Source organism: Kribbella sp. NPDC050124, assembly GCF_044460355.1.
In the GTDB taxonomy this organism is placed as follows: Bacteria; Actinomycetota; Actinomycetes; order Propionibacteriales; family Kribbellaceae; genus Kribbella.
This window is the reverse complement of sequence record NZ_JBITJU010000016.1, coordinates 121,425-145,245: the sequence shown is the minus strand read 5'-3', so window position 1 is coordinate 145,245 and position 23,821 is coordinate 121,425. Positions and strand designations below refer to the sequence as shown.

The 23,821-nt window shown below is 69.7% G+C and carries 23 protein-coding genes; 10 read left to right on the top strand and 13 right to left on the bottom strand.

Annotated features, from left to right (window positions below):
- The first annotated feature begins 141 nt into the window (after positions 1 to 141).
- The 5 genes from gap to ACIBL3_RS30880 all read left to right on the top strand — a co-directional run bounded on the left by gap (position 142) and on the right by ACIBL3_RS30880 (position 3,865).
- Positions 142 to 1,149: a type I glyceraldehyde-3-phosphate dehydrogenase gene (gap, locus tag ACIBL3_RS30900; protein WP_396357257.1), complete on the top strand. Its 1,008-nt coding sequence runs from the start codon at positions 142 to 144 to the stop codon at positions 1,147 to 1,149.
- Positions 1,150 to 1,238: 89 nt separating this feature from the next.
- Entirely contained in the window at positions 1,239 to 2,441 is a 1,203-nt protein-coding gene (locus ACIBL3_RS30895) for a phosphoglycerate kinase (RefSeq protein ID WP_396357256.1), read from the top strand.
- 6 nt (positions 2,442 to 2,447) lie between these two features.
- A complete protein-coding gene (tpiA, locus tag ACIBL3_RS30890) occupies positions 2,448 to 3,260 on the top strand; it encodes a triose-phosphate isomerase (RefSeq protein ID WP_396357255.1) in 813 nt (270 codons plus the stop codon).
- Entirely contained in the window at positions 3,257 to 3,490 is a 234-nt protein-coding gene (secG, locus tag ACIBL3_RS30885) for a preprotein translocase subunit SecG (protein WP_337010487.1), read from the top strand. The genes tpiA and secG overlap by 4 nt, the downstream gene beginning before the upstream one ends.
- Positions 3,491 to 3,505: 15 nt before the next feature.
- On the top strand, positions 3,506 to 3,865 hold the full coding sequence (locus ACIBL3_RS30880) for an RNA polymerase-binding protein RbpA (RefSeq protein ID WP_132210419.1): 360 nt from the start codon (positions 3,506 to 3,508) through the stop codon (positions 3,863 to 3,865).
- A gap of 45 nt (positions 3,866 to 3,910) precedes the next feature.
- Here the strand turns inward: ACIBL3_RS30880 and ACIBL3_RS30875 are convergent, their stop codons facing one another.
- Positions 3,911 to 4,585, bottom strand: a complete 675-nt coding sequence (locus tag ACIBL3_RS30875; protein ID WP_396357253.1) for a response regulator — start codon at positions 4,583 to 4,585, stop codon at positions 3,911 to 3,913.
- Positions 4,582 to 5,736 (bottom strand): sensor histidine kinase, encoded by a 1,155-nt coding sequence (locus ACIBL3_RS30870; protein WP_396357252.1) that lies wholly within the window; start codon positions 5,734 to 5,736, stop codon positions 4,582 to 4,584. Before ACIBL3_RS30870 ends, ACIBL3_RS30875 begins: the two co-directional genes overlap by 4 nt.
- 111 nt (positions 5,737 to 5,847) lie before the next feature.
- On the opposite strand from ACIBL3_RS30870, the gene ACIBL3_RS30865 reads away from it, so the two are divergent.
- Genes ACIBL3_RS30865 through ACIBL3_RS30855 form a run of 3 tightly spaced genes read left to right on the top strand, consistent with a single transcriptional unit; the run spans position 5,848 to position 8,981 of the window.
- Positions 5,848 to 6,768, top strand: coding sequence for an ABC transporter ATP-binding protein (locus tag ACIBL3_RS30865; protein ID WP_396357251.1), 921 nt, complete (start codon positions 5,848 to 5,850; stop codon positions 6,766 to 6,768).
- 3 nt (positions 6,769 to 6,771) lie between these two features.
- Positions 6,772 to 8,184, top strand: a complete 1,413-nt coding sequence (locus ACIBL3_RS30860) for an ABC transporter permease subunit (RefSeq protein WP_396357250.1) — start codon at positions 6,772 to 6,774, stop codon at positions 8,182 to 8,184.
- Complete coding sequence (locus ACIBL3_RS30855) at positions 8,184 to 8,981, top strand: ABC transporter permease (protein ID WP_396357249.1); 798 nt, start codon at positions 8,184 to 8,186, stop codon at positions 8,979 to 8,981. The genes ACIBL3_RS30860 and ACIBL3_RS30855 overlap by 1 nt, the downstream gene beginning before the upstream one ends.
- Here ACIBL3_RS30855 and ACIBL3_RS30850 read toward each other — a convergent pair.
- The 8 genes from ACIBL3_RS30850 to tkt are packed head-to-tail and all read right to left on the bottom strand — an operon-like array spanning position 8,952 to position 18,881.
- Positions 8,952 to 9,560, bottom strand: a complete 609-nt coding sequence (locus ACIBL3_RS30850) for a hypothetical protein (RefSeq protein WP_396357248.1) — start codon at positions 9,558 to 9,560, stop codon at positions 8,952 to 8,954. The genes ACIBL3_RS30855 and ACIBL3_RS30850 overlap by 30 nt on opposite strands.
- A gap of 5 nt (positions 9,561 to 9,565) precedes the next feature.
- The gene (locus tag ACIBL3_RS30845) at positions 9,566 to 10,369 is read right to left on the bottom strand and encodes an isocitrate lyase/phosphoenolpyruvate mutase family protein (protein ID WP_396357246.1); all 804 of its coding nucleotides are present in this window, start codon (positions 10,367 to 10,369) and stop codon (positions 9,566 to 9,568) included.
- A gap of 41 nt (positions 10,370 to 10,410) precedes the next feature.
- Positions 10,411 to 11,181, bottom strand: coding sequence for a 6-phosphogluconolactonase (gene pgl / locus ACIBL3_RS30840; protein WP_396357245.1), 771 nt, complete (start codon positions 11,179 to 11,181; stop codon positions 10,411 to 10,413).
- Positions 11,178 to 12,365: a glucose-6-phosphate dehydrogenase assembly protein OpcA gene (locus tag ACIBL3_RS30835; protein ID WP_396357244.1), complete on the bottom strand. Its 1,188-nt coding sequence runs from the start codon at positions 12,363 to 12,365 to the stop codon at positions 11,178 to 11,180. Before ACIBL3_RS30835 ends, pgl begins: the two co-directional genes overlap by 4 nt.
- Positions 12,362 to 13,912 carry a glucose-6-phosphate dehydrogenase gene (gene zwf / locus ACIBL3_RS30830; protein ID WP_396357243.1) on the bottom strand — a complete coding sequence of 517 codons (1,551 nt, stop codon included), beginning with the start codon at positions 13,910 to 13,912 and terminating at the stop codon, positions 12,362 to 12,364. Before zwf ends, ACIBL3_RS30835 begins: the two co-directional genes overlap by 4 nt.
- 33 nt (positions 13,913 to 13,945) lie before the next feature.
- The gene (locus ACIBL3_RS30825; protein WP_396357241.1) at positions 13,946 to 15,529 is read right to left on the bottom strand and encodes a glucose-6-phosphate isomerase; all 1,584 of its coding nucleotides are present in this window, start codon (positions 15,527 to 15,529) and stop codon (positions 13,946 to 13,948) included.
- The gene (gene tal, locus ACIBL3_RS30820) at positions 15,526 to 16,635 is read right to left on the bottom strand and encodes a transaldolase (protein WP_396357239.1); all 1,110 of its coding nucleotides are present in this window, start codon (positions 16,633 to 16,635) and stop codon (positions 15,526 to 15,528) included. Before tal ends, ACIBL3_RS30825 begins: the two co-directional genes overlap by 4 nt.
- A gap of 32 nt (positions 16,636 to 16,667) precedes the next feature.
- Positions 16,668 to 18,881, bottom strand: a complete 2,214-nt coding sequence (tkt, locus tag ACIBL3_RS30815; protein ID WP_396357238.1) for a transketolase — start codon at positions 18,879 to 18,881, stop codon at positions 16,668 to 16,670.
- 264 nt (positions 18,882 to 19,145) lie between these two features.
- Here tkt and ACIBL3_RS30810 point away from each other — a divergent pair, with 264 nt between their 5' ends.
- Entirely contained in the window at positions 19,146 to 20,060 is a 915-nt protein-coding gene (locus ACIBL3_RS30810) for a heme o synthase (RefSeq protein WP_396357315.1), read from the top strand.
- Positions 20,061 to 20,180: 120 nt separating this feature from the next.
- On the top strand, positions 20,181 to 21,293 hold the full coding sequence (locus ACIBL3_RS30805; RefSeq protein WP_396357237.1) for a ScyD/ScyE family protein: 1,113 nt from the start codon (positions 20,181 to 20,183) through the stop codon (positions 21,291 to 21,293).
- 68 nt (positions 21,294 to 21,361) lie between these two features.
- Here ACIBL3_RS30805 and ACIBL3_RS30800 read toward each other — a convergent pair whose 3' ends face one another.
- Genes ACIBL3_RS30800 through ACIBL3_RS30790 form a run of 3 tightly spaced genes read right to left on the bottom strand, consistent with a single transcriptional unit; the run spans position 21,362 to position 23,806 of the window.
- Entirely contained in the window at positions 21,362 to 22,288 is a 927-nt protein-coding gene (locus ACIBL3_RS30800) for a heme A synthase (protein ID WP_396357314.1), read from the bottom strand.
- 28 nt (positions 22,289 to 22,316) lie between these two features.
- Positions 22,317 to 23,093 (bottom strand): ABC transporter permease, encoded by a 777-nt coding sequence (locus ACIBL3_RS30795; RefSeq protein ID WP_396357236.1) that lies wholly within the window; start codon positions 23,091 to 23,093, stop codon positions 22,317 to 22,319.
- Entirely contained in the window at positions 23,090 to 23,806 is a 717-nt protein-coding gene (locus ACIBL3_RS30790; RefSeq protein ID WP_396357234.1) for an ABC transporter ATP-binding protein, read from the bottom strand. Before ACIBL3_RS30790 ends, ACIBL3_RS30795 begins: the two co-directional genes overlap by 4 nt.
- Positions 23,807 to 23,821 lie beyond the last annotated feature (15 nt).

The window sequence follows — 23,821 nt, the reverse complement described above, 5'->3', positions numbered from 1 at the left end:
GTTGCAGGTGGTCTGGTCTGGAAGGCAACCGTTTCCAGGGTGGTCTGGTGTGGACACTACCAGTGGGCCGAGTGGGCTCTTGGGTTAGTGTTTCGGGTGTAGCGGCAGTGCTCAAAGCCAGATCTGAGGAGACGCAGTCCCGTGACCGTACGCGTAGGTATCAACGGCTTCGGCCGGATCGGCCGTAACTTCTTCCGCGCCGTGCAGGCGTCCGGTGCCGACATCGAGGTCGTCGCCGTCAACGATTTGACCGACAACCAGACCCTCGCTCACCTGCTGAAGTACGACTCGATCCTGGGCCGCTTCCCCGGTGAGGTCTCCGCGACCGAGGACGACATCACCGTCGCCGGCACGAGCATCAAGGCGTTCGCCGAGCGCGACCCCGCGAACCTGAAGTGGTCCGACGTCGGCGCCGACGTGGTGATCGAGTCGACCGGCTTCTTCACCGACGCCACCAAGGCCAAGACGCACGCCGACAACGGCGCCAAGAAGGTCATCATCTCCGCCCCGGCGAAGAACGAGGACCTGACCGTGGTGATGGGCGTGAACCACGACCTGTACGACGCCGAGAAGCACACCGTGATCTCGAACGCGTCCTGCACCACGAACTGCATCGCCCCGCTGGCCAAGGTCCTGCACGACGCGTTCACCATCGAGCGGGGCCTGATGACCACGATCCACGCGTACACCCAGGACCAGAACCTGCAGGACGCCCCGCACAAGGACCTGCGCCGCGCCCGCGCCGCCGCGCTGAACATCGTGCCGACGTCGACCGGCGCCGCGAAGGCGATCGGCCTGGTGCTGCCGGAGCTCAAGGGCAAGCTGGACGGCTACGCGCTGCGGGTCCCGGTCCCGACCGGTTCGGCCACCGACCTGACCGTCACCGTCGGCCGCGAGGTCAGCGTCGACGAGGTCAAGGAGGCCTACAAGGCGGCCGCCGCCGAGGGCGCGCTGAAGGGCTACCTGACCTACACCGAGGACGAGATCGTCTCCGCCGACATCGTCACCGACCCGGCGTCCTGCATCTTCGACGCGGGCCTGACCAAGGTGATCGGCAACCAGGTCAAGGTCGTCGGCTGGTACGACAACGAGTGGGGCTACTCGAACCGCCTCGTCGACCTGGTGACGCACGTCGGCGCCTCGCTCTGACACCTGCCTGACACCTGCACTTGTCGACAGCCTGCGTCCGGTCCACCCCGGACGCAGGCTGATCCCTGAGCCGCAAGGATTGCTGAACTGTGAAGACCATCGAAGACCTCGGGGACGTGGCCGGCCTGCGGGTGCTGGTGCGCTCCGACCTGAACGTGCCGATCAAGGACGAGACGATCGGCGACGACGGCCGGATCCGGGCCAGCGTGCCGACCCTGGTGAAGCTGGCCAAGGCCGGCGCCAAGGTGATCGTCACCGCCCACCTCGGCCGCCCCAAGGGCAAGCCGAACCCGGAGTTCACGCTGGCCCCGGTGGCCAAGCGGCTCGGCGAGCTGCTCGAGCCGGAGGGCATCAAGGTGCTGTTCGCCGACGACGTCACCGGCGACAGCGCGCAATCCGCCGTACAGGATCTGGACGAGGGTGAGGTCCTGCTGCTCGAGAACGTGCGCTACGACGCGCGTGAGGAGAGCAAGGACGAGGCCGAGCGCGACCAGCTGGCCGACGAGCTGTCCGCGCTGGCCGACGTGTTCGTCAGCGACGGCTTCGGTGTGGTGCACCGCAAGCAGGCCAGCGTGTACGACGTGGCGCGCAAGCTGCCGCATGCCGCCGGCGGCTTGGTGCTTGCCGAGGTCGACGTACTGAAGAAGCTGACGGAGAGCCCGGCCCGCCCGTACGTCGTCGTCCTCGGCGGCGCGAAGGTTTCGGACAAGCTCGCGGTGATCGACAACCTGCTGGCCAAGGCCGACAAGCTGCTGATCGGCGGCGGGATGGTGTTCACCTTCCTGAAGGCGCAGGGACACGAGGTCGGCAAGAGCCTGCTCGAGGAAGACCAGCTGGACACGGTCAAGGGGTACCTGGAGACCGCGAAGTCCAAGGGCGTCGAGATCGTGCTGCCGACCGACATCGTGGTCGCGCCCGAGTTCAAGGCCGACGCCCCGGCGACGGTGGTGGCCGCGGACGCGATCCCGGCCGACCAGCTCGGCCTGGACATCGGCCCGGAGTCCGGCAAGGCGTTCGCCGCCGAGATCGCCGGCGCCAGGACGGTGTTCTGGAACGGCCCGATGGGCGTGTTCGAGATGGCCGCGTTCGCCGGCGGAACCAAGGCCGTCGCACAGGCGTTGACCGAGGTGGACGGCCTCAGCGTGGTCGGCGGCGGTGACTCGGCCGCGGCGGTGCGCCAGCTAGGCTTCGCCGACGACGCGTTCGGCCACATCTCCACCGGCGGTGGGGCGTCGCTCGAATACCTGGAGGGCAAGGAGCTCCCGGGTCTCGCCGTACTGGAAGAGGACTGACACCCGATGGCTGACAGCGCAGCTGCCCGTACGCCGTTGATGGCGGGCAACTGGAAGATGAACATCAACCACGTCGAGGCCGTGCACCTGGTGCAGAAGCTGTCCTGGACGCTGCAGGACAAGAAGCACGACTTCGAGCGGGTCGAGGTGGCGGTACTGCCGCCGTTCACCGACCTGCGCAGCGTCCAGACGCTGATCGACGGCGACCGGATGAAGATCAAGTACGGCGCCCAGGACGTGTCGAAGTACGACGCGGGCGCCTACACCGGCGAGATCTCCGCGTCGATGCTGGCCAAGCTCGGCTGCACCTACGTGCTGACCGGCCACTCCGAGCGGCGGCAGTACCACGGCGAGGACGACGCGCTGGTCAACGCCAAGACGACCAAGGCGCTCGAAGCCGGCCTGACCCCGATCGTCTGCGTCGGCGAGGGGCTCGACATCCGCAAGGCCGGCGAGCACGTGGAGTACACGCTGGCCCAGGTGGACGGCGCGCTGGCCGGGCTGAAGCAGGACGACGTCCGCAAGCTCGTGCTGGCCTACGAGCCGGTCTGGGCGATCGGCACCGGCGAGGTCGCCACGCCGGAGGACGCGCAGGAGGTCATCGCGGCGATCCGGGGCCGGATCGAGGAGACGATCTCACCGTCGGTCGCCGACTCGGTACGGATTCTTTACGGGGGGTCGGTGAAGATGGCCAGTGCAGGTGGCATCATGGCCCAACCGGACGTGGACGGCTGCCTGGTCGGAGGTGCGAGCCTTCAGGTGGACGAGTTCGCCGGAATCTGCCGTTACCTGGACCTTCAGTTAGGCTACTCCTCGTGATTCTCGCTTTTTCGATCGTCGTGATCGTCTGCAGCCTCATCCTCACGCTGCTCGTGCTGCTGCACAAAGGCCGCGGTGGCGGTCTGTCGGACCTGTTCGGTGGCGGGGTGTCGTCCAGCCTGGGCGGCTCGTCGGTCGCCGAGCGGAACCTGGACCGGATCACGATCGCCGTCGGTCTGATCTGGTTCGCTGCCATCGTCGCTCTCGGCCTGCTCTACAAGCTCGGCTGAGGGGAGTAGGTTCCCGTGGCTGGTGGTGGCAGTGCGATTCGTGGCAGCCGGGTCGGCGCAGGCCCGATGGGTGAGGCGGAGCGCGGCGACACCGCGCCCCGGCAGCGCATCGTGTTCTTCTGCGCGAACGGGCACGAGACCGCGACGGTGTTCGCGGTCGAGGCGTCCATTCCGGAGGCGTGGGACTGTCCGCGGTGCGGTCTGCCGACCAGCACCGATGTGAACAACCCACCCCCGCCCCCGAAGATCGAGCCCTACAAGACCCACCTGGCTTACGTGAAGGAACGGCGCAGCGAGCAGGAGGCCGCCGAGATCCTCGAAGAGGCCCTCGAGAAACTCCGCGCCCGCCGCGCCCGCGGCGAAGTCATCTTCTGAGGCACGTGGCAACAGCCCGGACCGATCGGTCCGGGCTGTTGGCGTTCAGGGCCGACGGACGCCGGGGACGACGAGACCGGACTCGTACGCCGCGATCACAGCCTGGGTGCGGTCCCGCAGGCCGAGTTTGCCGAGCACCCGGCTGACGTGGGTCTTGACGGTCTCCTCGCTGACCACCAGCCGGGTGGCAATCTCCGGGTTGGACAGCCCCTCGGCCATCAGTTGGAGTACGTCGATCTCGCGCGGCGTCAACTGGCCGAGTTCAACGACCGGAGCGTGCGCGGGACGGAGCCGGGCGAACTCGGCGATCAACCGCCGGGTCACGGTCGGCGCGAGCAGCCCGCCGCCAGACGCGATCACCCGGACCGCGTCGAACAGGCGCTCGGCGGTCACATCCTTCAGCAGGAACCCGCTGGCGCCGGCGGCCAGAGCGTCGTACACGTGCTCGTCCAGGTCGAACGTGGTCAGCATCAGGATCCGTGGGCCGGGACCTGCTTCGGCGACGATCTGCCGGGTCGCCTCGATCCCGTCCAGGACCGGCATTCGCACGTCCATCAGTACGACGTCCAAGGACTGCTCGCGGCACAGGCGGACCGCTTCCATGCCGTCAGCCGCCGTACCCGCGACGACGAAGTCGGGCTGGGTGCCGAGGAGTGCGCCGAAGCCGGCCCGGACCACTTCCTGGTCGTCGACGACGGCGATCCGGATCGGCGGGGTCATGACGCGTCCGGCGGGATCGGCAGGACCGCCTCGACCGCGAAACCGCCGCTGGCCGGCCGGCCCACGGTGAGGGTTCCGCTCACCATCGCGGCGCGCTCGCGCATACCGACCAGCCCGTGCCCACCGGCTTCTTGCTCGAAGGCACGCCCTGGGCCGTTGTCGCGGATCCGCACTCGCAATGCCTCCGGGGTGTAGTCCAACTCGACGTCCACGGCGGCGCCGGTTGCGTGTCTGCGCGCGTTTGTCAGCGCCTCCTGAACGATCCGGTACGCCGTCAGTTGGACACCCGGGTCGAGCGGTACGACGCAGCCGCGCACGATCAGCCGGGTGCTGGCACCCGAGGACGCGCGAGCCTCGTCGACGAGGGCAATCAGCTGTTCCAGGCCGGGCTGCGGTGCGCGCACGCTCGACGTGCCGGGCTCGACGTCCTCGCGCAGTACGCCGAGCAGCCTGCGCATCTCGGTGAGGGCGGAGCGCGCGGTGTCGCCGATGTCGACCAGCCGCTGCGCGCCCTCCGGTGGCAGGCCAGGCGTCGTCAGCCGGGCGGTCTCGGCCTGGACCGCGATGATCGAGATGTGGTGCGCGACCACGTCGTGCAACTCCCGGGCGATTCGGGCCCGCTCACCGCGTGCGGCGTACTCGAGAAGGTTGTCCGCGCTGGCCTGTCCGACAGCGGCGGAGTCGGCGGCGACACCGCGTTCCCGCAGTGAGGTGCCGAGCAGGACCGCCGCGGTCATGAACACCAGCAGCACGGTCGAGTCCGGCTGCGGATCCCCGAGCGCGAACAGGACGAAAGGCAGCAACAAAGGGAACACCACTCGGCGCGATCGTCTGCGCGCCAGCTGGTACAGGGCGATGATCCCGGCCAGTACTCCGGCTGCGAACGGCGACTCCGGGCCGGCGAGCATCACCACGTTGGCCAGGGTCACCGCCACTGCGACCGGGACCGGATGAGCCGGGAGGAACGCCAGTGGCACGGTGGCGCACAGCCCCAGCAGCATCGCCGACCCCAGATCGATGCCGGTGCCGTCGCCGCGACCGCCGGCTTCGATCACGGCCAGCAGACCGAGCACGGCCGCCAGGACGACGTACGCGTACCGGTTGCCGACGGTGCTGCGTACGCCGTCGAGCAGCTCACGGACCTGGCTCACGTGCTCATTGTCGCCCCGCCGTGTCACCTCGGCGTCCCCCACGCGAGGGACGGCAGACCCGCTCGGCAGCGTGACGACATCCCTGCGGGCCGGACCGTAGCGTCTGCTGCCATGGAGGCCAACACTGTCGAGGTTCACGAGCTTCACAAGACGTACGGCGCCACCGTCGCGGTGGACGACCTGTCCTTCACCGTCCGGCCGGGTCAGGTGACCGGCTTCGTCGGTCCGAACGGTGCCGGCAAGTCGACGACGATGCGGGTGATCCTCGGGCTGGACGCGCCGGACAGCGGCAGTGCTCTGGTCGGCGGCCGCCGTTATCGGGACCTCGGTACGCCGTTGCGCGTGGTCGGTGCCTTGCTCGACGCGGGCGCCGTTCATCCGGGCCGGAAGGCTCGCGACCACCTGCTGTGGATGGCGCAGTACAACGGTCTGCCGGCAACGCGGGTGGACGAGGTGCTCGAGCAGGTGGGGCTCACGCAAGCTGCGCGGCGCCGGGCCGGTGGGTTCTCGCTTGGGATGCGGCAACGGCTGGGGATTGCCGGCGCCTTGCTCGGGGATCCGCCGGTGCTGCTGTTCGACGAACCGGTGAACGGGCTGGACCCGGAGGGCATCGTCTGGATCCGCGGCCTGCTGCGGTCGCTGGCCGCCGAGGGCCGGGCAGTGCTGGTGTCCAGCCACCTGATGGGCGAGCTTCAGGACACCGCGGACCACCTGATCGTGATCGGCCGGGGCCGGCTGATCGCTGACACCACAGTGCGCGAGCTGGTGGCCGCCGCGTCAGCGGATCGGGTCGTGGTCCGGACCGCGGACCGGACTCAGGCGATGACGGTGCTGGCGAACGCCGGCGCCACAGTCGCCGCCACCGACCACGACCGGGTGACCGTGACCGGGCTGACGTCGGAGCACGTCATCAAGGTGCTGAACCAGCACGCTCTCGCGTTCACCGAGGTCGCCGCACACCGGGCGTCGCTGGAGGAGGCCTACATGGAGCTGACCCGGGACGCGGTCGAGTTCGCGGCGCGGGAGGCGTGAGTGATGAATGGCTTCCTGCACGTGCTGCACGGGGAGTGGACGAAGTTCCGGTCCGTGCGGAGCACCTCGTTGTGCCTGCTGGCGGCGGTTGTGGTCAGCGTGCTGCTGGAGCTGCTGGGCTCGTCCGCCGGCTCGACGGATGCCAACGAGCAGCCGACGTACTCGGACCAGGCCTACTTCGTGCACAAGCCGCTGGCCGGAGATGGCTCGGTCGTCGCCCGGGTCGTCAGCCAGCAAAACAGCCACGAGTGGGCGAAGGCGGGCCTGTTGGTGAAGGCCGGTGTCGCACCGGGAACGCCGTACGCCGCGGTCATGGTCACGCCCGAGCACGGTGTGCGGATGGAGGCGATGTTCGACACCGATCTGGCCGGACCGGCCGACGGGGCGCCGCGCTGGCTCAAGCTGACGCGAACCGGCAACCAGGTCACCGGCTACGAATCCGCCGAGGGTGCCGACTGGCGCGAGGTCGGGACGATGACCGTGGCGCTGCCGCAGAACGTCGAGGTCGGCCTCTTCGTCGCGTCGCCGCCGTTGTACGTGACCCAACGGACGGGCAGTGGCACGTCGATCGGTCTGTCGAACACCGTGGGGTCGGCGGTCTTCGACGAGGTCACGGTGACCGGGTCGCAGCCGCCGGGGGACTGGGCCGGCCAGAACATCACGACCCTGCCGTCGAAGCAGACCGGGGGAATTCCGATCGGGGGGCTGAGCCGGACCGATGACACCTTCACGGTGACCGGATCAGGCGACATCTCCGGGTACGGCGTCGCCAGTTGGCACTCTCCCGGAGAGGACGACGTGGTGCTGCTCAGCCTGTTCGGCCTCCGAATCGGGATGATCGCGATCATCGCTCTCGGCGTGCTGTTCATGACGGCCGAGTACCGGACCGGGCTGATCCGCACCACGCTGGCCGCCGGGCCTCGACGCGGTCAGGTGCTTGCGGCGAAGGCGGTCGTGCTCGGCGGCGCGGTCTTCGTGACCGGGCTGGTCGCGGGCGTCGCCTCGTTCTTGCTTGCGCAACCAGGGCTGCACGCGGGCGGCTACAACCCACCGGCGTACCCACACGTGTCGCTGCTGGACGGCACGACTCTGCGTGCGGTGGTCGGCACCGCCGCGGTCCTCGCCCTGATCGCGCTGTTCAGTCTCGGAGTCGCGGTACTGCGGCGGCGTACCGTCGGTGCGATCGTATTCGTGATCGCGCTGGTCGTGGTGCCGCAGATCGTTGCTCCGGTCATCTCACCCGAGGCCGACGTGTGGATGAGCCGGCTGTCTCCGGTCGCCGGACTGGCCGTCCAGCAGACGGTCGACCGCGCCGCGCAGGTGATCGGTCCGTGGGCAGGGCTCGGGGTGTTGTGCGCGTACGCCGTCATCGCACTCGGACTGGCTCACTGGCAACTCGCCCGCCGGGACGCCTGATGGTGGCTTGGCGAGCGCTTCGGGCCGAGTGGACGAAGCTGCGCACGGTACCGAGCACCGGTTGGACGCTGCTGGCGCTGGTCCTGTCGACGGCAGCCATCGGTGCCCTGGTGACCTGGGACCTCGAGCCGCCGAACTGCGACCGTTCGGATCCGGCCTGCGACTTCGACCTGACCAAGCTCAGCCTGTCCGGGGTCTATCTCGGCCAGGCGGCGGTGATCGTGGTCGCCGTACTCGCTGTCACCGCCGAGTACGAGGCCGCGATGATCCGGACGACGCTCGCGGCCTGCCCGCGCCGGCTCGTCGTACTGGCCGCGAAGGCGGTCGTCGTCACCGTGTCGGTTGTCGGGGCGGCCACCGTCAGCGTCCTCGCGTCGCTGCTGGCCGGCCGGGAATTCCTGTCCCACAACGGATTCACCACAGTCGCGGGCTACCAGCCACTCTCGCTCGAGGACGGACCGACCCTGCGTGCGTACGGCGGAACCGTGCTGTACTTCGGCCTGGTCGCGCTACTCAGCCTCGGCATCGCCTTCGTCATCCGCCACACCGGCGGCACCGTGACGATCCTGCTCGTCCTCCTGTACTTGTCGCCGCTCGTGTCGCTCGCCGTCACCGATCCCCGCTGGAAGGAGTGGATCGAACAAGTGTCACCAATGACCGCCGGCCTCTCGATCCAGTCCACCCTGCGCCTGGACAGCCTGTCGATCTCGCCATGGTCCGGACTCGGTGTTCTCGCGTTGTACACCGCAGGCGCGCTCGCCGCCGGACTACTGCTGTTCCGGCTCCGCGACGCCTAGGAGAAGGCCGGCGAGCTTCAGGCTCCAGACCGGGAAGAGGAGGTAGGTCCCGGCCCAACTGAGGCCGCCGATGTAGGTCCAGACGGGCGCTGTCTGCATGTCGTCCAGACCCATGAAGATGCCTGGCGTATTGATGAAGCCCACTAGCATGACGGCGCCGGCGACCAGTCCGGAGCGGCGCAGCCTTGCCCAGGGCCGGCTGGGGTCGGCGGCGCGGTTGACGGCGCGGTTGACGGCAAACAACCAGACGCCGATCAGAGCGAAACCGGTGCTCGACACCAGCCCGGCGAGGAAGAACCCGGTGCTGTCGGTCATCACCAGATACGAGCCCACGACGGTGATCGCGGCACCGACCGTGGCGATCCAGACGAGGACAGCGCGGCCCAGTGTTCCGGAGCGCCAGGACTGCAATGCCAGGCCCGCACTCAGCAGGCCGAGTACGGCGTTGCCGACGTCGTTGATGGCGCCGAAGGCTCCTCCGACGGCGTAGAAGACGATGAGAGCCAGGCACGTGGCGAGCCCGACGATCCCGTGGGCGATCGCCAGGCCGCCAAGGCTTCGACTCCGGCCGATTGGCATCGTGACTACTGCTTGCGAGCGAACAGTTCGTTCAGCTCGGCTTGGGGGATTTGGTCGGCGGCGAAGGTGATTGTGCCGGTGGTCAGGAGCTCTTGGGCGGCGCGTCGTACCAGGCCGAGGGTGGCTCGGGCGATGCTGCCGCCGAGGCTGATTCGGGTGACGCCGGCGGCCTGCAGGTCGGGGACGGTGAGGGTGGACGTGCCCAGTCCGAGGACGACATTGAGCGGGCCGGCGAGCTCGTTGACGAGGGTGCGGATCGACTCGAGGTCGTTCACGCCGGGGACGTAGAGGCAGTCGGCGCCGGCCGCGTGGAAACGGTTCGCGCGGTCGATCGAGTCCTGCAGCGAGGTCGGCGTACGCAGCAACTGGCCGTCGGTGCGTGCGGTGAGGACGAAGTCGGGACCGGCCGCCTCGCGGGCCGCGACGATCCGGTCGACCGACAACTCGACGTCGTACAGGTCCCGCCCGTCGTAGTCCTCGATGTTCCCACCGGCCAGCCCGGCCTCACGCGCCAGCCGGATCGTCTCCGCGACCTTCTCCGGCGCCGCGCCGTACCCGTCCTCGAGGTCGCCGTTCACCGGTACGGCGCTCGCCGCGGTGATCTCCTGGACCCGCGCGAACATGTCCTCCCGCGACAACGCCGGTGCACCGTCCGGCAGCGTGTGATCACCCTTGCCGAGCGAGAACGCGATCCCCGCACTCGTCGTCGCGATCGCCGCGAACCCGGCATCCGCCAGCACCACCGCACTCCCGGCATCCCAGGCGTTCGGCATCACGAAGAACCCGTTGTGCAGCTCGCGAAAAGTCATACCGCCATCCTCGCAGCCGAACGCTTCGGCTCCCGCCGAAGTCAGGTGCGGGGTGCGCGGATGGCGGTGGGGATTTCGCCGGCGGACGGTTCGTCGAGGAGCCAGAGGGTGCGGTTCAGGCCTTTGACGCCGGCGGCGGGGATTTGCAGGCGGCCGGTGTCGGACAGCGCCAGGCGGACGGCTTTGGCCTTGTCTTCGCCGGAGACCACGAACCAGACCTCGTGGGCCCGGTTGAGGGCTGGGAAGGTCAGAGAGATGCGGGTCGGCGGGGGCTTGGGGGAGCCGTGGACGGCGATGGCGGCGGTGTCCTCGGAGTACAGCCCGGCGTGCTCCGGGAAGAGCGAGGCGACGTGACCGTCCGGGCCGACACCCAGCAGCAGTACGTCGAAGGTCGGTACGCCGTCCCGATCGCCGGGGCCCACCGCCTTGGCCAACTCGGAAGCGTACGCAGCCGCGGCCGCCTCAGCGCCCTGACCGGTGTCGGCGGGCATGACGTGCACCCGAGCCGGGTCCACGTCGACGTGATCGAGCAGCGCCTCGCGAGCCTGGGTCTCGTTGCGGTCGGGGTCGCCGTCCGGCAGGAACCGCTCGTCACCCCACCAGAACTCCACCCGTCGCCAGTCGATCGCGCTGCGGGCGGGCGACTCGGCGACGGCCCGGTAGACGACCGAGGCGACCCGGCCGCCGGTCAGCACGACCTGAGCGACCCGGCCGCTGCTCTGCACGTCGACGAGCCGGGTGATGAGCCGGGCCGCGACGGCGTGGGCCAAGCCCTCGGCGTCGCGGTTGACCAGGATGGAGGCGGAACTCATGACCGTCCCGCCACCCTCTTGCCCGTGCTCTTCTTCGCGGTGCTCTTCTTGGCCACCGCCTTCTTCGAGGTGGCGGTCTTGCGCGCTGCGGACGTCTTGGCGGCAGCGGACTTCCGCGCCGCCGTGGTCTTCTTCGCCGCGGCCGACTTCCGGACGGCCTTCTCCTTGGTGGCGGCGGGCGTCGGCGCGTCCGGGGCCGCCGTACGCGAGGCGGCCTTGGTCGCCGCGGTCTGGGTCGAGCGACGGTCCTCCGCGCTCACCTTCTTCGCGTCGGCCGGCATGTTCTCCCGCTCGACCATGCACGCCAGCGTCTGCGCGTACACGTCGTCCGGGTCGAGTCGCCGTAGCTCCTCGCTCAACAGTTCAGACGTCGTACGGCGCTTCAGCGCCACCGGCCGGTCCGGAGCGCCCGGCACGCTGAACGTCGCCACCGCGCCGTCCGGCCTGGTCAGTGAGATCGGCCCGGTCGGCGTGAACAGGCGGGCCGCGGTGATCCCCGGGCCGCGCGAGACCTTCTGCTCAACTGTGACGCCCAGCCGCTGCTGCAGCCAGGCGGCCAGGAGGTCGGCGCTCGGGTTGCCCTTGGCGGACGAGATCTCGGCCCCGGTCACCTTGGTCGGGTACTGGTCGAGGGCAGCGGCGAGCAGCGCACGCCACGGCGTCAGCCGCGTCCAGGCGAAGTCGGTGTCGCCGGGCTCGTACCCCTCGGCCCGCGCCGAGAAGTCGACCGACGCCCGCCGGGTCGCGGCCGCGTCGGTCACCCGGCGCCGGCCGAGCTGACCCAAGGGGTCGTCCGCCGGAACCTTCGGCCCGCCGCCCGGCCACCAGACGATGACGGGGGAGTCGGGCAGCAGCAGGGGAGTGATGACGGACTCGGGCACCTTGGCCAGCTCACCGTGCAGCCGCAGCAGCACCGCCTCGCCCGGAATCCCTTCCCCGACACGTACTTCGGCGTCCAGACCCGACGCACCACGGCCGGGTCGCAGGATCGCCGTGAGCACCCGGGACGGGTGTTCACGGCCGGCCTCGTTCGCGGCCTTCATCGCGTCGTGGTGGGACGCCTCGTCGACGACCACCACGATCGTGCCGACCATGCCCATGGCCGGCGAGCCCGCGTTCCGGCGGGCCTTCAGCAGCGCCGAGGCGATCTCGCTCGACGTCGTACCGGTCAGGTCGATGATCATGGCCGCCTCCAGGCGCGTCCGTCGCGGGCGAGCATCTCGTGCGCGGAGTCCGGGCCCCAGCCGCCGGACTCGTACTGCTCCGGCTTGCCGTGCTCGGCCCAGTACTCGATCACCGGGTCGAGGATCTTCCAGCCCAGCTCGACCTCGGTGTGCTGCGGGAACAGCGGCGGGTCGCCGAGGAGTACGTCGAGGATCAGCCGCTCGTACGCCTCGGGGGAGGACTCGGTGAAGGAACCGCCGTACGCGAAGTCCATGTTCACGTCGCGGATCTCCATCGAGGTGCCGGGCACCTTGGCGCCGAAGCGCATGGTGATGCCCTCGTCGGGCTGGATCCGCAGCACCAGCGCGTTCTGGCCGAGCTCCTCGGTCGAGGTCTTGGTGAACGGCAGGTGCGGCGCGCGCTTGAACATCACGGCGACCTCGGTGACCCGGCGGCCGAGCCGCTTGCCGGTGCGCAGGTAGAACGGGACGCCGGCCCACCGGCGGGTGTCCACGTCCACCCGCAGCGCGGCGAAGGTCTCGGTCGCTGAGTCCTGCGGGATCGCGTCCTCCTGCAGGTAGCCCTTGACCTTGACGCCGCCGGCCCAGCCGGGGGCGTACTGGCCGCGGGCGGTGTGCAGGTCGAGGCGCTCCGGCAGCTGGACCGCCGCGAGCACCTTCTTCTTCTCCTGGCGCAGCGACCAGGCGTCGAAGCTGACCGGCTCCTCCATCGCGACCAGTGCGAGCAACTGGAGCAGGTGGTTCTGGATCACGTCCCGGGCCGCGCCGATGCCGTCGTAGTACCCGGCCCGGCCGCCGATGCCGATGTCCTCGGCCATCGTGATCTGGACGTGGTCGACGTAGTGGCTGTTCCAGACCGGCTCGAACATGGCGTTGGCGAACCGCAGCGCCAGCATGTTCTGCACGGTCTCCTTGCCCAGGTAGTGGTCGATCCGGAACACCTGCTCCGGCGGGAACACCGACTCGACCACCCGGTTCAGCTCCCGGGCGCTCTTCAGGTCGTGGCCGAACGGCTTCTCGATCACCACCCGCCGCCACGAGCCGGGCACCTCGTCGGTCAGCCCGTGCTCGGACAGCTGCTGCACGACCTGCGGGAACAGACCGGGCGGGATGGACAGGTAGAACGCGTGGTTGCCACCGGTGCCGCGGCTGACGTCCAACTCGTCCACGGTCTCCCGCAGCCGCTTGAACGCCTCGTCGTCGGTCAGGTCACCCGGCACGAACCGGAAGCCCTCGGCCAGTTGCTGCCAGACCTCCTCCCGGAACGGCGTCCGGGCGTGCTCCTTGACCGAGTCGTGCACGACCTGGGCGAAGTCCTGGTTGGTGTAGTCACGCCGCGCGAAGCCGACCAGGGCGAAGCCCGGGGGCAACAGCCCCCGGTTCGCCAGGTCGTAGACCGCCGGCATCAGCTTCTTGCGGGCCAGGTCACCGGTGACACCGAAGATCACCAGGCTGGACGGCCCAGCGATCCGCGGCAGCCGCCGGTCCTGCGGGTCCCGCAGCGGGTTGACCGGTCCGGTCGGCTCTTCGTCGAGCTCAGCGGTCATCAGCCGCTTTCCTCCGAGGTCAGTTGTCGAACGTCAGTTGTCGAACAGGGACTTGAGTTGCTGTACGCCGCTCGTCGGGCCGGTCAGGTGGAGCCGCAGCACCGGGCGACCGCGCTCGGCGAGCACGTTCGCGTCACCCGCGGCCTGGGCCGCGATCAGCCCGCCGAAGGTGAACGGCCGGTCGGGGATCTCCACGTCGTTCGGCGGCGTCGCGGTGATCTGCAGGAACACGCCCTCCGGGTGGCCGCCCTTGTGGTACTGGCCGGTCGAGTGCAGGAACCGCGGACCCCAGCCGAAGGTCACCGGTCGCCCGGTCTGCTTCGCGAGCGCCGCGCGGATCGACGCGAGGTCGGCATCCCGCTCGGAGTCCAGGTACGCCATCACGGCCAGATAGCCCTTGTCGTCGAGCTGGCTCAGCAGTGCGTTGACCGCGCCCTTGAGCGAGTCCACACCGTCCAGCAGCCCCTCGGACCCACGCACCTCGACGGCGCCGTCGGTGAACGCCGCCGGCTCCGGCTCGGGCGTTGCGTCCAGCAGACCACGAGCAGCCGCCTTCGCGCTCTCCACATCCGGCTGGTCGAACGGGTTGATCCCCAGCAGGTAGCCCGCGACCGCGGTCGCGACCTCCCACAGCAGGAACTGCCCACCCAGCGAACCGGACGTCAGAGCAGTCGGTACGGCGCTCGTTGCCTTGTCAGCCAGCAGCGCATTGGTGAGGTCGGCGGCGTCACTCCGCAGCTCCGGCGCATCGGGCTCGACGGCGACCGGCAGCACACCGGTGCCGTTCTTGCCCGTGCTCTCCGCGATCAGCTGCTCGGCCCAGTCCGGGAACCCGACGATGTCCGACCCGTCAGCCGCGACGATCGCCTTGTCCCGCCCGGCACTCGCAGCCAGTACGGCGCCCAGCCACAACGCGGGGTTGTCCGTCGAGTCGGCCTGCAGCGCCGGAGCGGCCTCGGCCGCCTGGTCCAGTAGCTCCGCGATGTCCGCCCCGGCCAGCCCGGACGGGACGAGACCGAAGGCCGTCAGCGCGCTGTAGCGGCCGCCGACGTTCGGGTCGGCGAGGAACGTCTTGCGGTAGCCCTCGTCCGCCGCGAGCTTCTCGAAGGGCGAACCCGGGTCGGTCACCACGACGACCCGCGACGCCGCGTCGATGCCGGCGTCGGTGAACGCCTTGACGAACGCCCGTCGATGGCTGTCGGTCTCCACCGTGCCGCCGGACTTGCTGGACACCACGATGACCGTCTTCTGCAGGTCGCCGCCCAGTGCGCGGGTGACGACGCTCGGGTCGGTCGAGTCCAGGACGACGAGCTCGACACCGGCCGTCCGGGTGATCACCTCGGGAGCCAGCGACGAGCCGCCCATGCCGGACAGCACGATCCGGTCCAGGCCCTCGGACCGCAGATCGGCCTGCAGGGCCTCGATCTCGGCCAGCAGCGGCCGCGAGCTCTCGTGCAGGTCGACCCAGCCGAGCCGGATCGACGCCTCGGACTCGGCTTCCGGACCCCAGATGGTGGCGTCCTTGCCGGCCAGCCGGGACGCGACCTTCTCGGCAACCAGCTTGTCGACGACCTCGGCCCAGTCGCCGTTCTGCGTGCTTACTGCCGGAGCGCTCACTTGGCGGCACCCTTCAGGGCTGCGGTAACGGTGTCCTGAAGCTCGGACCACGAGGCGTCGAACTTCGCGACACCTTCGTCCTCGAGCACCTGGACGACCTCGTCGTACGAGATGCCCAGCCTCTCCAGGTCGTCGATCACCTTGCGGTCGGCGGCGTAGTCGCCGCGGACCGTGTCACCGGTCACCTCGCTGTGCTCGGCGGCCGCCTTGATGGTTGCCTCCGGCATCGTGTTGACCACGCCGCGGGTGACCAGGTTGTCGACGTACAGGGTCGGCGGGTACGCCGGGTCCTTCACGCCGGTGGACGCCCACAGCGGGCGCTGCGGCTTGGCGCCCGCGGTCTCGATCTCGCGCCAGCGGTCGGAGGCGAAGATCTCCTCGTACGCCTCGAACGCGAGCCGGGCGTTGGCCACCGCGGCCTTGCCCTTCAGCGCCTTGGCCTCGTCGGTGCCGATCGCGTCCAGGCGCTTGTCCACCTCGGTGTCCACCCGGCTGACGAAGAAGGACGCGACGCTGGCCAGCTTGGTCACGTCGTGGCCGTTCTCGATCGCCTTCTCCAGGCCGGTCAGGAACGCGTCCGCGACCGCCTTGTAGCGCTCCAGGGAGAAGATCAGCGTGACGTTCACGCTGATCCCGGCGGCCAGCGTCTCGGTGATCGCCGGCAGGCCCTCCTCGGTGGCCGGGATCTTCACGAACACGTTGTCGCGGCCGACGGTCTCCCACAGCTCCTTGGCCTGGGCGATCGTCTTGTCGGTCTCCCGGGCCAGACCCGGCTCGACCTCGATCGAGACCCGGCCGTCGACGGTGTCGGTGTCGTCGTACACCGGCTTGAACAGGTCAGCGGCCGAGCGGACGTCGTCGGTGGTGATCACCCGGATGGCCTCGTCGGTGGAGACCCCTTCGGCGGCCAGCCGGGACACCTGCTCGGCGTACGCGTCCGCGTCCGAGATCGCCTTGGCGAAGATCGTCGGGTTGGTGGTCACGCCGCTGACGTGGGCGTCCTGGATCAGCGTCGCCAGGCTGCCGCTGGCCAGCCGCTCCCGGGAGAGGTCGTCGAGCCAGATGGAGACACCCGCGTCGGCGAGTGCTTTCAAGCGATCGTTCATGTCCGAAGCCTCCGGATGTTCTGTTGTGTGTGTCAGTTGCGCTCGTTGGTGGCGTCGGCGTTCGGGTCGGCGCTCACCGCCGGGTCGTCACCGGGGCCGATTCCGCCGGCCGGGCGACGCCCGACCGGTACCCCGGAGCCGCCGAGTTCCGCGGCGGCGGCGATGCTGTCCTTGGCGGCCTGGACGACGGCGGCGGCGGTGATGCCGAACTCGTCGTACAGGACCTTGTAGTCGGCGGAGGCGCCGAAGTGCTCCAGGCTCACGCTGCGCCCGGCGTCACCGACGACCTCGCGCCAGCCGAGCGCGATCCCGGCCTCGACCGAGACCCGGGCCCGGACCTGCGGCGGGACGACCGAGTCGCGGTAGGCGTCGTCCTGCTCGTCGAACCACTCCCGCGACACCATCGACACCACCCGGGCCTTGATGCCCTCGGCGGCCAGCGTGTCCCGCGCCTCGACGGCCAGCTGGAGCTCGGAGCCGGTGCCGATCAGCACGACATCCGGCGTGCCGTCGGTGTCGAGCAGCGTGTAGCCGCCCTTGCGCACGTTCTCGGTGCCGGCGAAGCCGTCGGCGCCGCGCGGGAAGACCGGGACGTTCTGCCGGGTCAGCGCCAGGCCGGCCGGGCGGTCCTTGTGCTCGAGGATCGCGGCCCAGGCGGCGGCCGTCTCGTTGGCGTCCGCGGGGCGTACGACGTCCAGGCCCGGAATGGCCCGCAGTGCCGCCAGGTGCTCGATCGGCTGGTGCGTCGGGCCGTCCTCGCCGAGGCCGATCGAGTCGTGCGTCCACACGTAGATGACCGGCAGCTTCATCAGCGCGGCCAGCCGGACCGCCGGGCGCATGTAGTCGCTGAAGACCAGGAAGGTGCCGCCGTACGGGCGGGTGCCGCCGTGCAGCGCGATGCCGTTCAGGACCGAACCCATGCCGTGCTCGCGGATGCCGAAGTGCAGCACCCGGCCGTACTCGTCGCCCTGGAACTCCTTGGTGGAGAACTCGGCCGGGATGAAGGACGGCTGGCCCTTCGGGGTGGTGTTGTTCGAGCCGGCCAGGTCGGCCGAACCGCCCCACAGCTCGGGCAGCTCGGGCGCCAGCTTGGTCAGCACCTCACCGGAGGCGGCCCGGGTGGCGACGCCCTTGGCGTCCGCGTCCCAGCTCGGCAGCGCGTCCCGCCAGCCGGCCGGCAGGTCCCGCCGGCCCAGCCGGGCGAACAGCTCGGCCCGCTCCGGCGCCGCGGCCTTCCAGGCCTCGAACTTGATGTTCCACTCGTCCTCGAGAGCCTTGCCGCGCTCGATCGCCTGGCGGGTGTGCGCGATCACGTCGTCGGCCACGTCGAAGGACTTCTCCGGGTCCCAGCCCAGCACCTGCTTGGTCGCGGCGACCTCGTCGGCGCCGAGCGCGGAGCCGTGGATCTTGCCGGTGTTCTGCTTGTTCGGGGCCGGCCAGCCGATGATCGTGTGCAGCCGGATGAAGCTCGGCTTGTCGGTGACCGCGGCGGCTGCTTCGACGGCGTCGTACAGGGCCTGGACGTCCTCCTCGTAGCCGGTGCCGCCGTTGGTCCAGTCGACGGTCTGGACGTGCCAGCCGTACGCCTCGTAGCGCAGCGCCACGTCCTCGGAGAACGCGATGTCGGTGTCGTCCTCGATGGAGATCTTGTTGGCGTCGTAGATCACCGTGAGGTTTCCGAGCTTCTGGTGCCCGGCCAGCGACGACACCTCGGCCGAGACGCCTTCCTCGAGGTCGCCGTCGGAAGCGATCACGTAGATCTGGTGGTCGAACAGGCTGTCGCCCTTGGCGGTCTCCGGGTCGAACAGGCCGCGCTCACGGCGGGCCGCCATCGCCATCCCGACCGCGTTGCCGACGCCCTGGCCGAGCGGCCCGGTGGTGGTCTCGACGCCCTTGGTGTGGCCGTGCTCCGGGTGGCCCGGGGTCAGGCTGCCCCAGGTGCGCAGCGCCTTCAGGTCGTCCAGCTCCAGGCCGAAGCCGGCCAGGTACAGCTGGATGTACAGCGTGAGGCTGGAGTGACCGGCCGACAGCACGAACCGGTCCCGCCCGGCCCACTCCGGGTCCGCCGGGTTGTGCCGCATCACCTTCTGGAACAGCAGGTACGCCGCCGGCGCCAGGCTCATCGCCGTACCGGGGTGGCCGTTGCCGACCTTCTCGACCGCGTCCATCGCGAGCACCCGCACGGTGTCGACCGCGCGCTGGTCGAGCTCGGTCCATTCAAGCTTGGGGCTGGTCTTCTCCGTCACGCCGGCGGCGCTCCTCTCAATGGCTGCGGGCACTCCTGGTGGTCCCCCGCCAGGAGCCTACTCGCCAGCACGTTTCAGGCTTCTCACAGATCAGCAACTCGGACACGTACATCCTTGTTCCCGGGGGGTGGTCGAGCACTCCTACGGGGCGTCGTAGACTGTCGAACCGTCAGCGCCGGTCTCCGGCGTCAACCCATCGAGTTCGAGGTGTTCGTGACGGCCGTCGACCCGCGTCCAGCCGCGACGACGTCGTACCCGACGCCGCTGCCGGACAGCGCTGCTGTGCTGAGTCCGTCGGTGCGCGACGTGGTGAAGGCGTACGTCGGGCTGACCAAGCCACGCATCATCGAGCTGCTGCTGATCACCACGGTGCCGGTGATGTTCCTGGCCGCCGGGGGAGTCCCCGAGCTCGGCGTCGTCGCCGCCACGCTGGTCGGCGGCATCCTCGCCGCCGGCAGCGCGAACACGATCAACTGCGTGCTCGACCGCGACATCGACGAGCAGATGCGCCGGACCCGGCGCCGCCCGCTGCCCCGGCACGCGGTCAGCCCGCGGTCGGCGACCATCTTCGGCGTCGTCCTTGGCGTGCTGGCCACGCTCGAGCTCGGCTTCTTCGTGAACTGGCTGTCGTCGGTCCTGGCGCTCGCGGCGAACGCTTTCTACGTGTTCGGCTACACGATGGTGCTGAAGCGCCGGACCGTGCAGAACATCGTCTGGGGCGGGATCGCGGGCTGCTTCCCGACCCTGATCGGCTGGACCGCGGTCACCAACGAGCTGGCCTGGACGCCGTTCGTGCTGTTCCTGGTGGTGTTCTTCTGGACCCCGCCGCACACCTGGGCGCTGGCGATGCGCTACCGCGAGGACTACGCGTCGGTCGACGTACCGATGCTGCCCGTGGTCGCCACCCCGGTCGCGACCGCCCGGCAGATCATGGCCTACTCGGTCGTGATGGTGATCACGTCGATCGCGCTGTGGCCGGTCGCCGACACCGGATTCGTCTACCCGCTGGCCGCGATCGCGCTCGGAATCGTCTTCCTCCGTGAGGCTCGCGCGCTGTTGCTCAGGGCCCACACCGGCGCCGAGGGCGCGGCCCTGCGACCGATGCGGTTGTTCCACTTCTCGAACATCTACTTGGCTCTGCTGTTCATCGCCGCAGCCATCGACCCGCTGCTGCACTGAGCGTCGCCCTGCGGGTGCAGGGAGTTCTCCCGTTGACCTGATCGTGATCTGATGGTCCGATGTCCTGGTCTGTGGAGGGGGATCCACGCCTGGGGAGGCACAGATGCATGGGGGTTCGCAGTGGGGGTACGAACACGCATTGCTGCGGTTGCGGCGCTCGCGCTCGCCGGGTCCGCGCTGGTAGCGGCGCCGGCTGACGCGGGAAGCACGAAGTACGGCACCACGATCAAACCGGTGGTCTCCGGTCTGGACAGTCCGCGTGGGGTCGCCACGTTCGGCGGGAAGATCATCTACAGCGTCGGCGACGGCTCGGTCTACGAGGCCTGGGCGCACAACGGCAAGAAGATCCGGTTGCTCGGCAAGGTGCCGGGCGGATTCGCGCCGGCGATCGACACGAACAAGTGGGGCGTCACCTACGCCCTGACCGGCGCGGGTGGCGAGCCGGGCCAGCCGCCGACGCCGGGTAGCGCGACGCTCTACAAGCTGCGCCCGGGCAAGGCGCCGCTGGCGATCGCCGACATCGGCAAGTATCAACTGACCGACCCAGACCCGGACAACCAGCAAGACGGTCCGCCGACGGAGTCCAACCCGTTCGGCGTCGCCGCGCTGAAGGACGGCACGGTCCTGGTGGCCGACGCGGCCGGCAACGACCTGCTCCGGGTCTGGCCGAACGGCCACATCAAGACCGTCGCCCGGCTGAAGCCACGCGTGGTGAAGACCCCGGCAGGTCTCGGGCCGGACGCGCCGCCGGCGGGCACGCCGGTCCTCGCCGAGGCGGTCGCCACCTCGGTGACGGTCGGCTCGGACGGCTACTGGTACGTCGGAGAGCTCCGCGGCTTCCCGGCGACGCCGAAGACGTCGCAGATCTGGCGGATCAAGCCGGGTTCGGTGAACGCGGTGTGCGACCCGGCCAAGCCGTACAAGGGCAAGTGCACCCGGTACGCCGACGGCTACACGTCGATCGTGGACCTGGCGGGTGGGCCGAAGGGCACCCTGGCGGTCGTCGAGCTGGCCAAGGTCAGCTGGTTCCAGTGGGAGCTGGGTGGCTCGCCGGTCGGCTCGCTGTACCTGCAGTTCCCGGGCCGGTGGCACAAAGCCGGGCCGAGGAAGGAGCTCGCTCCAGGTCAGCTGATCCTGCCGGCCGGCACCGCGATCAGCCATAGCGGCAAGGTCTACGTGTCGTCACCGATCTTCGGACCAGGCGCCGTCTATCGGGTCGTGCCGACGCACTGAGAGCAACCCGGGGCGTCCGGTCTACTCACCGGGCCGGGCGCCCCGGGTCTTGCGTTGGGTGGCCGGCGCTAGGTGGCCGGTGTGCCGCGTTCGCCGTACACCGCCGTCACCAGGGCGATCAGCACTGCGGCGAAGAACATGTGGATGAGCACCAGGACCCAGGGGAGTCCGGTGAAGTACTGCGTGAAGCCCACAACGCCCTGCAGGAGCTCCATCGCGAGCAACCAGGCCGCCAGCTTCCGCAGCGTCCGCGAGGTCGCCGTCACCCGGGTCGCGATCACCAGAGCGATCGTGATCCCGAGCAGCGCGAACACCACGTCCGCGTGCAGCTGACTGATCAGCTCCTCGTTGAACCCGTTCCGCCCGGTCTCCGGGTCGCCCGAGTGCGGACCCGCGCCGGTGACCAAGGTGCCGAGGGCAACGGCCAGCCAAACCGCCACCACAGAGGCCGTTGCGAGGGCGCGGACCACCGGGGGAGTGTGCGGGTAGGGACTCGTCCGTGACCGCCGCATCAGCGACACGGTCAACGTGATGATCACCGGCGAGACCAGGAAGTGTGCCGACACGATCCACGGGTTGAGCCCGGTCAGCACGCTGATACCGCCGATCACCGCCTGCAGCGGGACCCCGAGCGCGGCCGCGGTCGCGAGCCGGCGCAGGTCCTTGCGCACCGGGCGGTACCGCATCGCGGCCAGCCAGGTGCCGATCGCAACGACCGCGACGACGAAGCCGAGCATCCGGTTGCCGAACTCGATGGCGCCGTGGATGCCGAGCTCCGGGTGCGGTACGTACGACTCGTCGGTGCACGACGGCCAGGTCGGGCAGCCGAGACCGGAGCCGGTCAGCCGGACCAGTCCGCCGGTTACCACGATGCCGATGTTCGCGACCACCGACGCCCAGCCCCAGTGCCGGACCGTGTCCAGGCTCGGCTCTGGCACCAGCCGCCAGAATCCGGTGACCGGTGTCGTCTCTTGGGGCGGCGTCTCCGTGCTCATCACCGGCACACTCTAAAGAAGCGCTCGTTCAGTCCCATCGGAAGGTCCGGGAGACTAGGTATCCGATGACTGCCGCCCACAGCGCCAGCGACAGTGCCGCGGCCCAGGGGATGACGCCTTCGACGGTCGAGTTGGCCAGTCCGTTGGCGAGTGCAGCGCTCGGCAGCACGCGGACGACGCCCTGCATACCCGCCGGGTACTCGTCGACCGGCGTGAGCACAGCGCCACCGACCAACAGCAGCAGGTACAACAGGTTCGCCGCGGCCAGCGTCGCCTCGGCCCGCAGTACGCCGGCCATCAGCAGACCGAGTGACGCGAAGGCGGCCGTCCCGCACAGCACCATCAGCACAACACCGAAGATCGCATCGGGCCCGCCCACCGGCTGCCAGCCGAGGGCGAAGCCCGTGCCGATCAGTACGACGAGCTGGATCAGCTGGACGGCCAGCACCGCGCCGATCTTCCCGGCCAGCAGACCGGTCCGGGACAGGGGAGAGGCGCCGAGCCGCTTGATCACCCCGTAGCGCCGCTCGAAGCCGGTCGCGATGGCGAGTGAGGTGAAGGACGACGACAGCACGGCGAGCGCGAGCACTCGGGGGACCGCGTCATCGATCGGTCGCCCGTCACCCAAGGGAAGGCGGTTGCCGAGCCCGGTCCCGCCGAGCAGCAACAGCAGGCCGAGTGGGATGACCAGGGCCAGCAGCAGCTGCTCACCGTTGCGGAGGAGCAGTTTGAACTCTATCCGGGTATGCGCGATCACCTTGCGTGGCCAAGGCGCGCTCCCGGGCTGTGGTGCGTACGTCGTCATGATCTTTCCGGCCTGGTGAGCTCGAGGAAGACGTCCTCGAGCGACTTCGTGTGGTGCTCGGTGAGCGCGTCCGGGGTCCCGGAGGCGATCACCTTGCCGGCTGCCATCACATGGACCTGGTCGGACAACTGCTCGGCCTCGTCCATCGCGTGCGTGGTCAGTACGACGGTGACGCCGTCGTCCCGCAGGTCGCGGATCAGCTGCCAGATCTCCCGGCGGCCATGCGGGTCGAGGCCGGTGGTCGGTTCGTCCAGGAACGCGATCTCCGGCCGGCCCACGATCGCCAGCGCGAACGACAGCCGCTGCTTCTGCCCACCGGACAGCCGTCGGTACGGCGTCTTGCCGCAGGTCCCGAGGTCGAGTCGCTCGACCAGCGCCGCGATGTCGAGTGGGTGGGTGTGCAGCGAGGCGACGTACCGGAGCATCTCGACCGCGCGGACGCCGGACCAGGCGCCGCCTTCCTGCAGCATCACGCCGATCCGCGGCATCAGCTCGTCGTGGTCGGCGATCGGGTCCAGCCCGAGCACCCGGACCCGCCCGGAGTCCGGCCGGCGGAAGCCTTCGCAGCTCTCCACGGTGGTGGTCTTGCCGGCGCCGTTGGGCCCGAGCACGGACGTCACGGTGCCGCCGGTTACGGTGAGACTGAGACCGTCGACCGCGCTCTTCTCGCCGTACCGCACGACGAGGTTGTCGATCTCCACCGCGACAGGCACAACGGCAGCATAGAG

Coding starts and splice junctions, on each gene's coding strand:
- pgl (WP_396357245.1), bottom strand. CDS start 11,181: ATGAGTTCCGCCTCCATCCTGGTCAACCGCGACGCCGAGGGCTTGGCC.
- ACIBL3_RS30850 (WP_396357248.1), bottom strand. CDS start 9,560: ATGCCAATCGGCCGGAGTCGAAGCCTTGGCGGCCTGGCGATCGCCCAC.
- ACIBL3_RS30800 (WP_396357314.1), bottom strand. CDS start 22,288: ATGAGCACGGAGACGCCGCCCCAAGAGACGACACCGGTCACCGGATTC.
- ACIBL3_RS30865 (WP_396357251.1), top strand. CDS start 5,848: ATGGAGGCCAACACTGTCGAGGTTCACGAGCTTCACAAGACGTACGGC.
- tpiA (WP_396357255.1), top strand. CDS start 2,448: ATGGCTGACAGCGCAGCTGCCCGTACGCCGTTGATGGCGGGCAACTGG.
- ACIBL3_RS30795 (WP_396357236.1), bottom strand. CDS start 23,093: ATGACGACGTACGCACCACAGCCCGGGAGCGCGCCTTGGCCACGCAAG.
- ACIBL3_RS30875 (WP_396357253.1), bottom strand. CDS start 4,585: ATGACCCCGCCGATCCGGATCGCCGTCGTCGACGACCAGGAAGTGGTC.
- zwf (WP_396357243.1), bottom strand. CDS start 13,912: ATGACCGCTGAGCTCGACGAAGAGCCGACCGGACCGGTCAACCCGCTG.
- ACIBL3_RS30835 (WP_396357244.1), bottom strand. CDS start 12,365: ATGATCATCGACCTGACCGGTACGACGTCGAGCGAGATCGCCTCGGCG.
- tal (WP_396357239.1), bottom strand. CDS start 16,635: ATGAACGATCGCTTGAAAGCACTCGCCGACGCGGGTGTCTCCATCTGG.
- ACIBL3_RS30855 (WP_396357249.1), top strand. CDS start 8,184: ATGGTGGCTTGGCGAGCGCTTCGGGCCGAGTGGACGAAGCTGCGCACG.
- ACIBL3_RS30860 (WP_396357250.1), top strand. CDS start 6,772: ATGAATGGCTTCCTGCACGTGCTGCACGGGGAGTGGACGAAGTTCCGG.
- ACIBL3_RS30845 (WP_396357246.1), bottom strand. CDS start 10,369: ATGACTTTTCGCGAGCTGCACAACGGGTTCTTCGTGATGCCGAACGCC.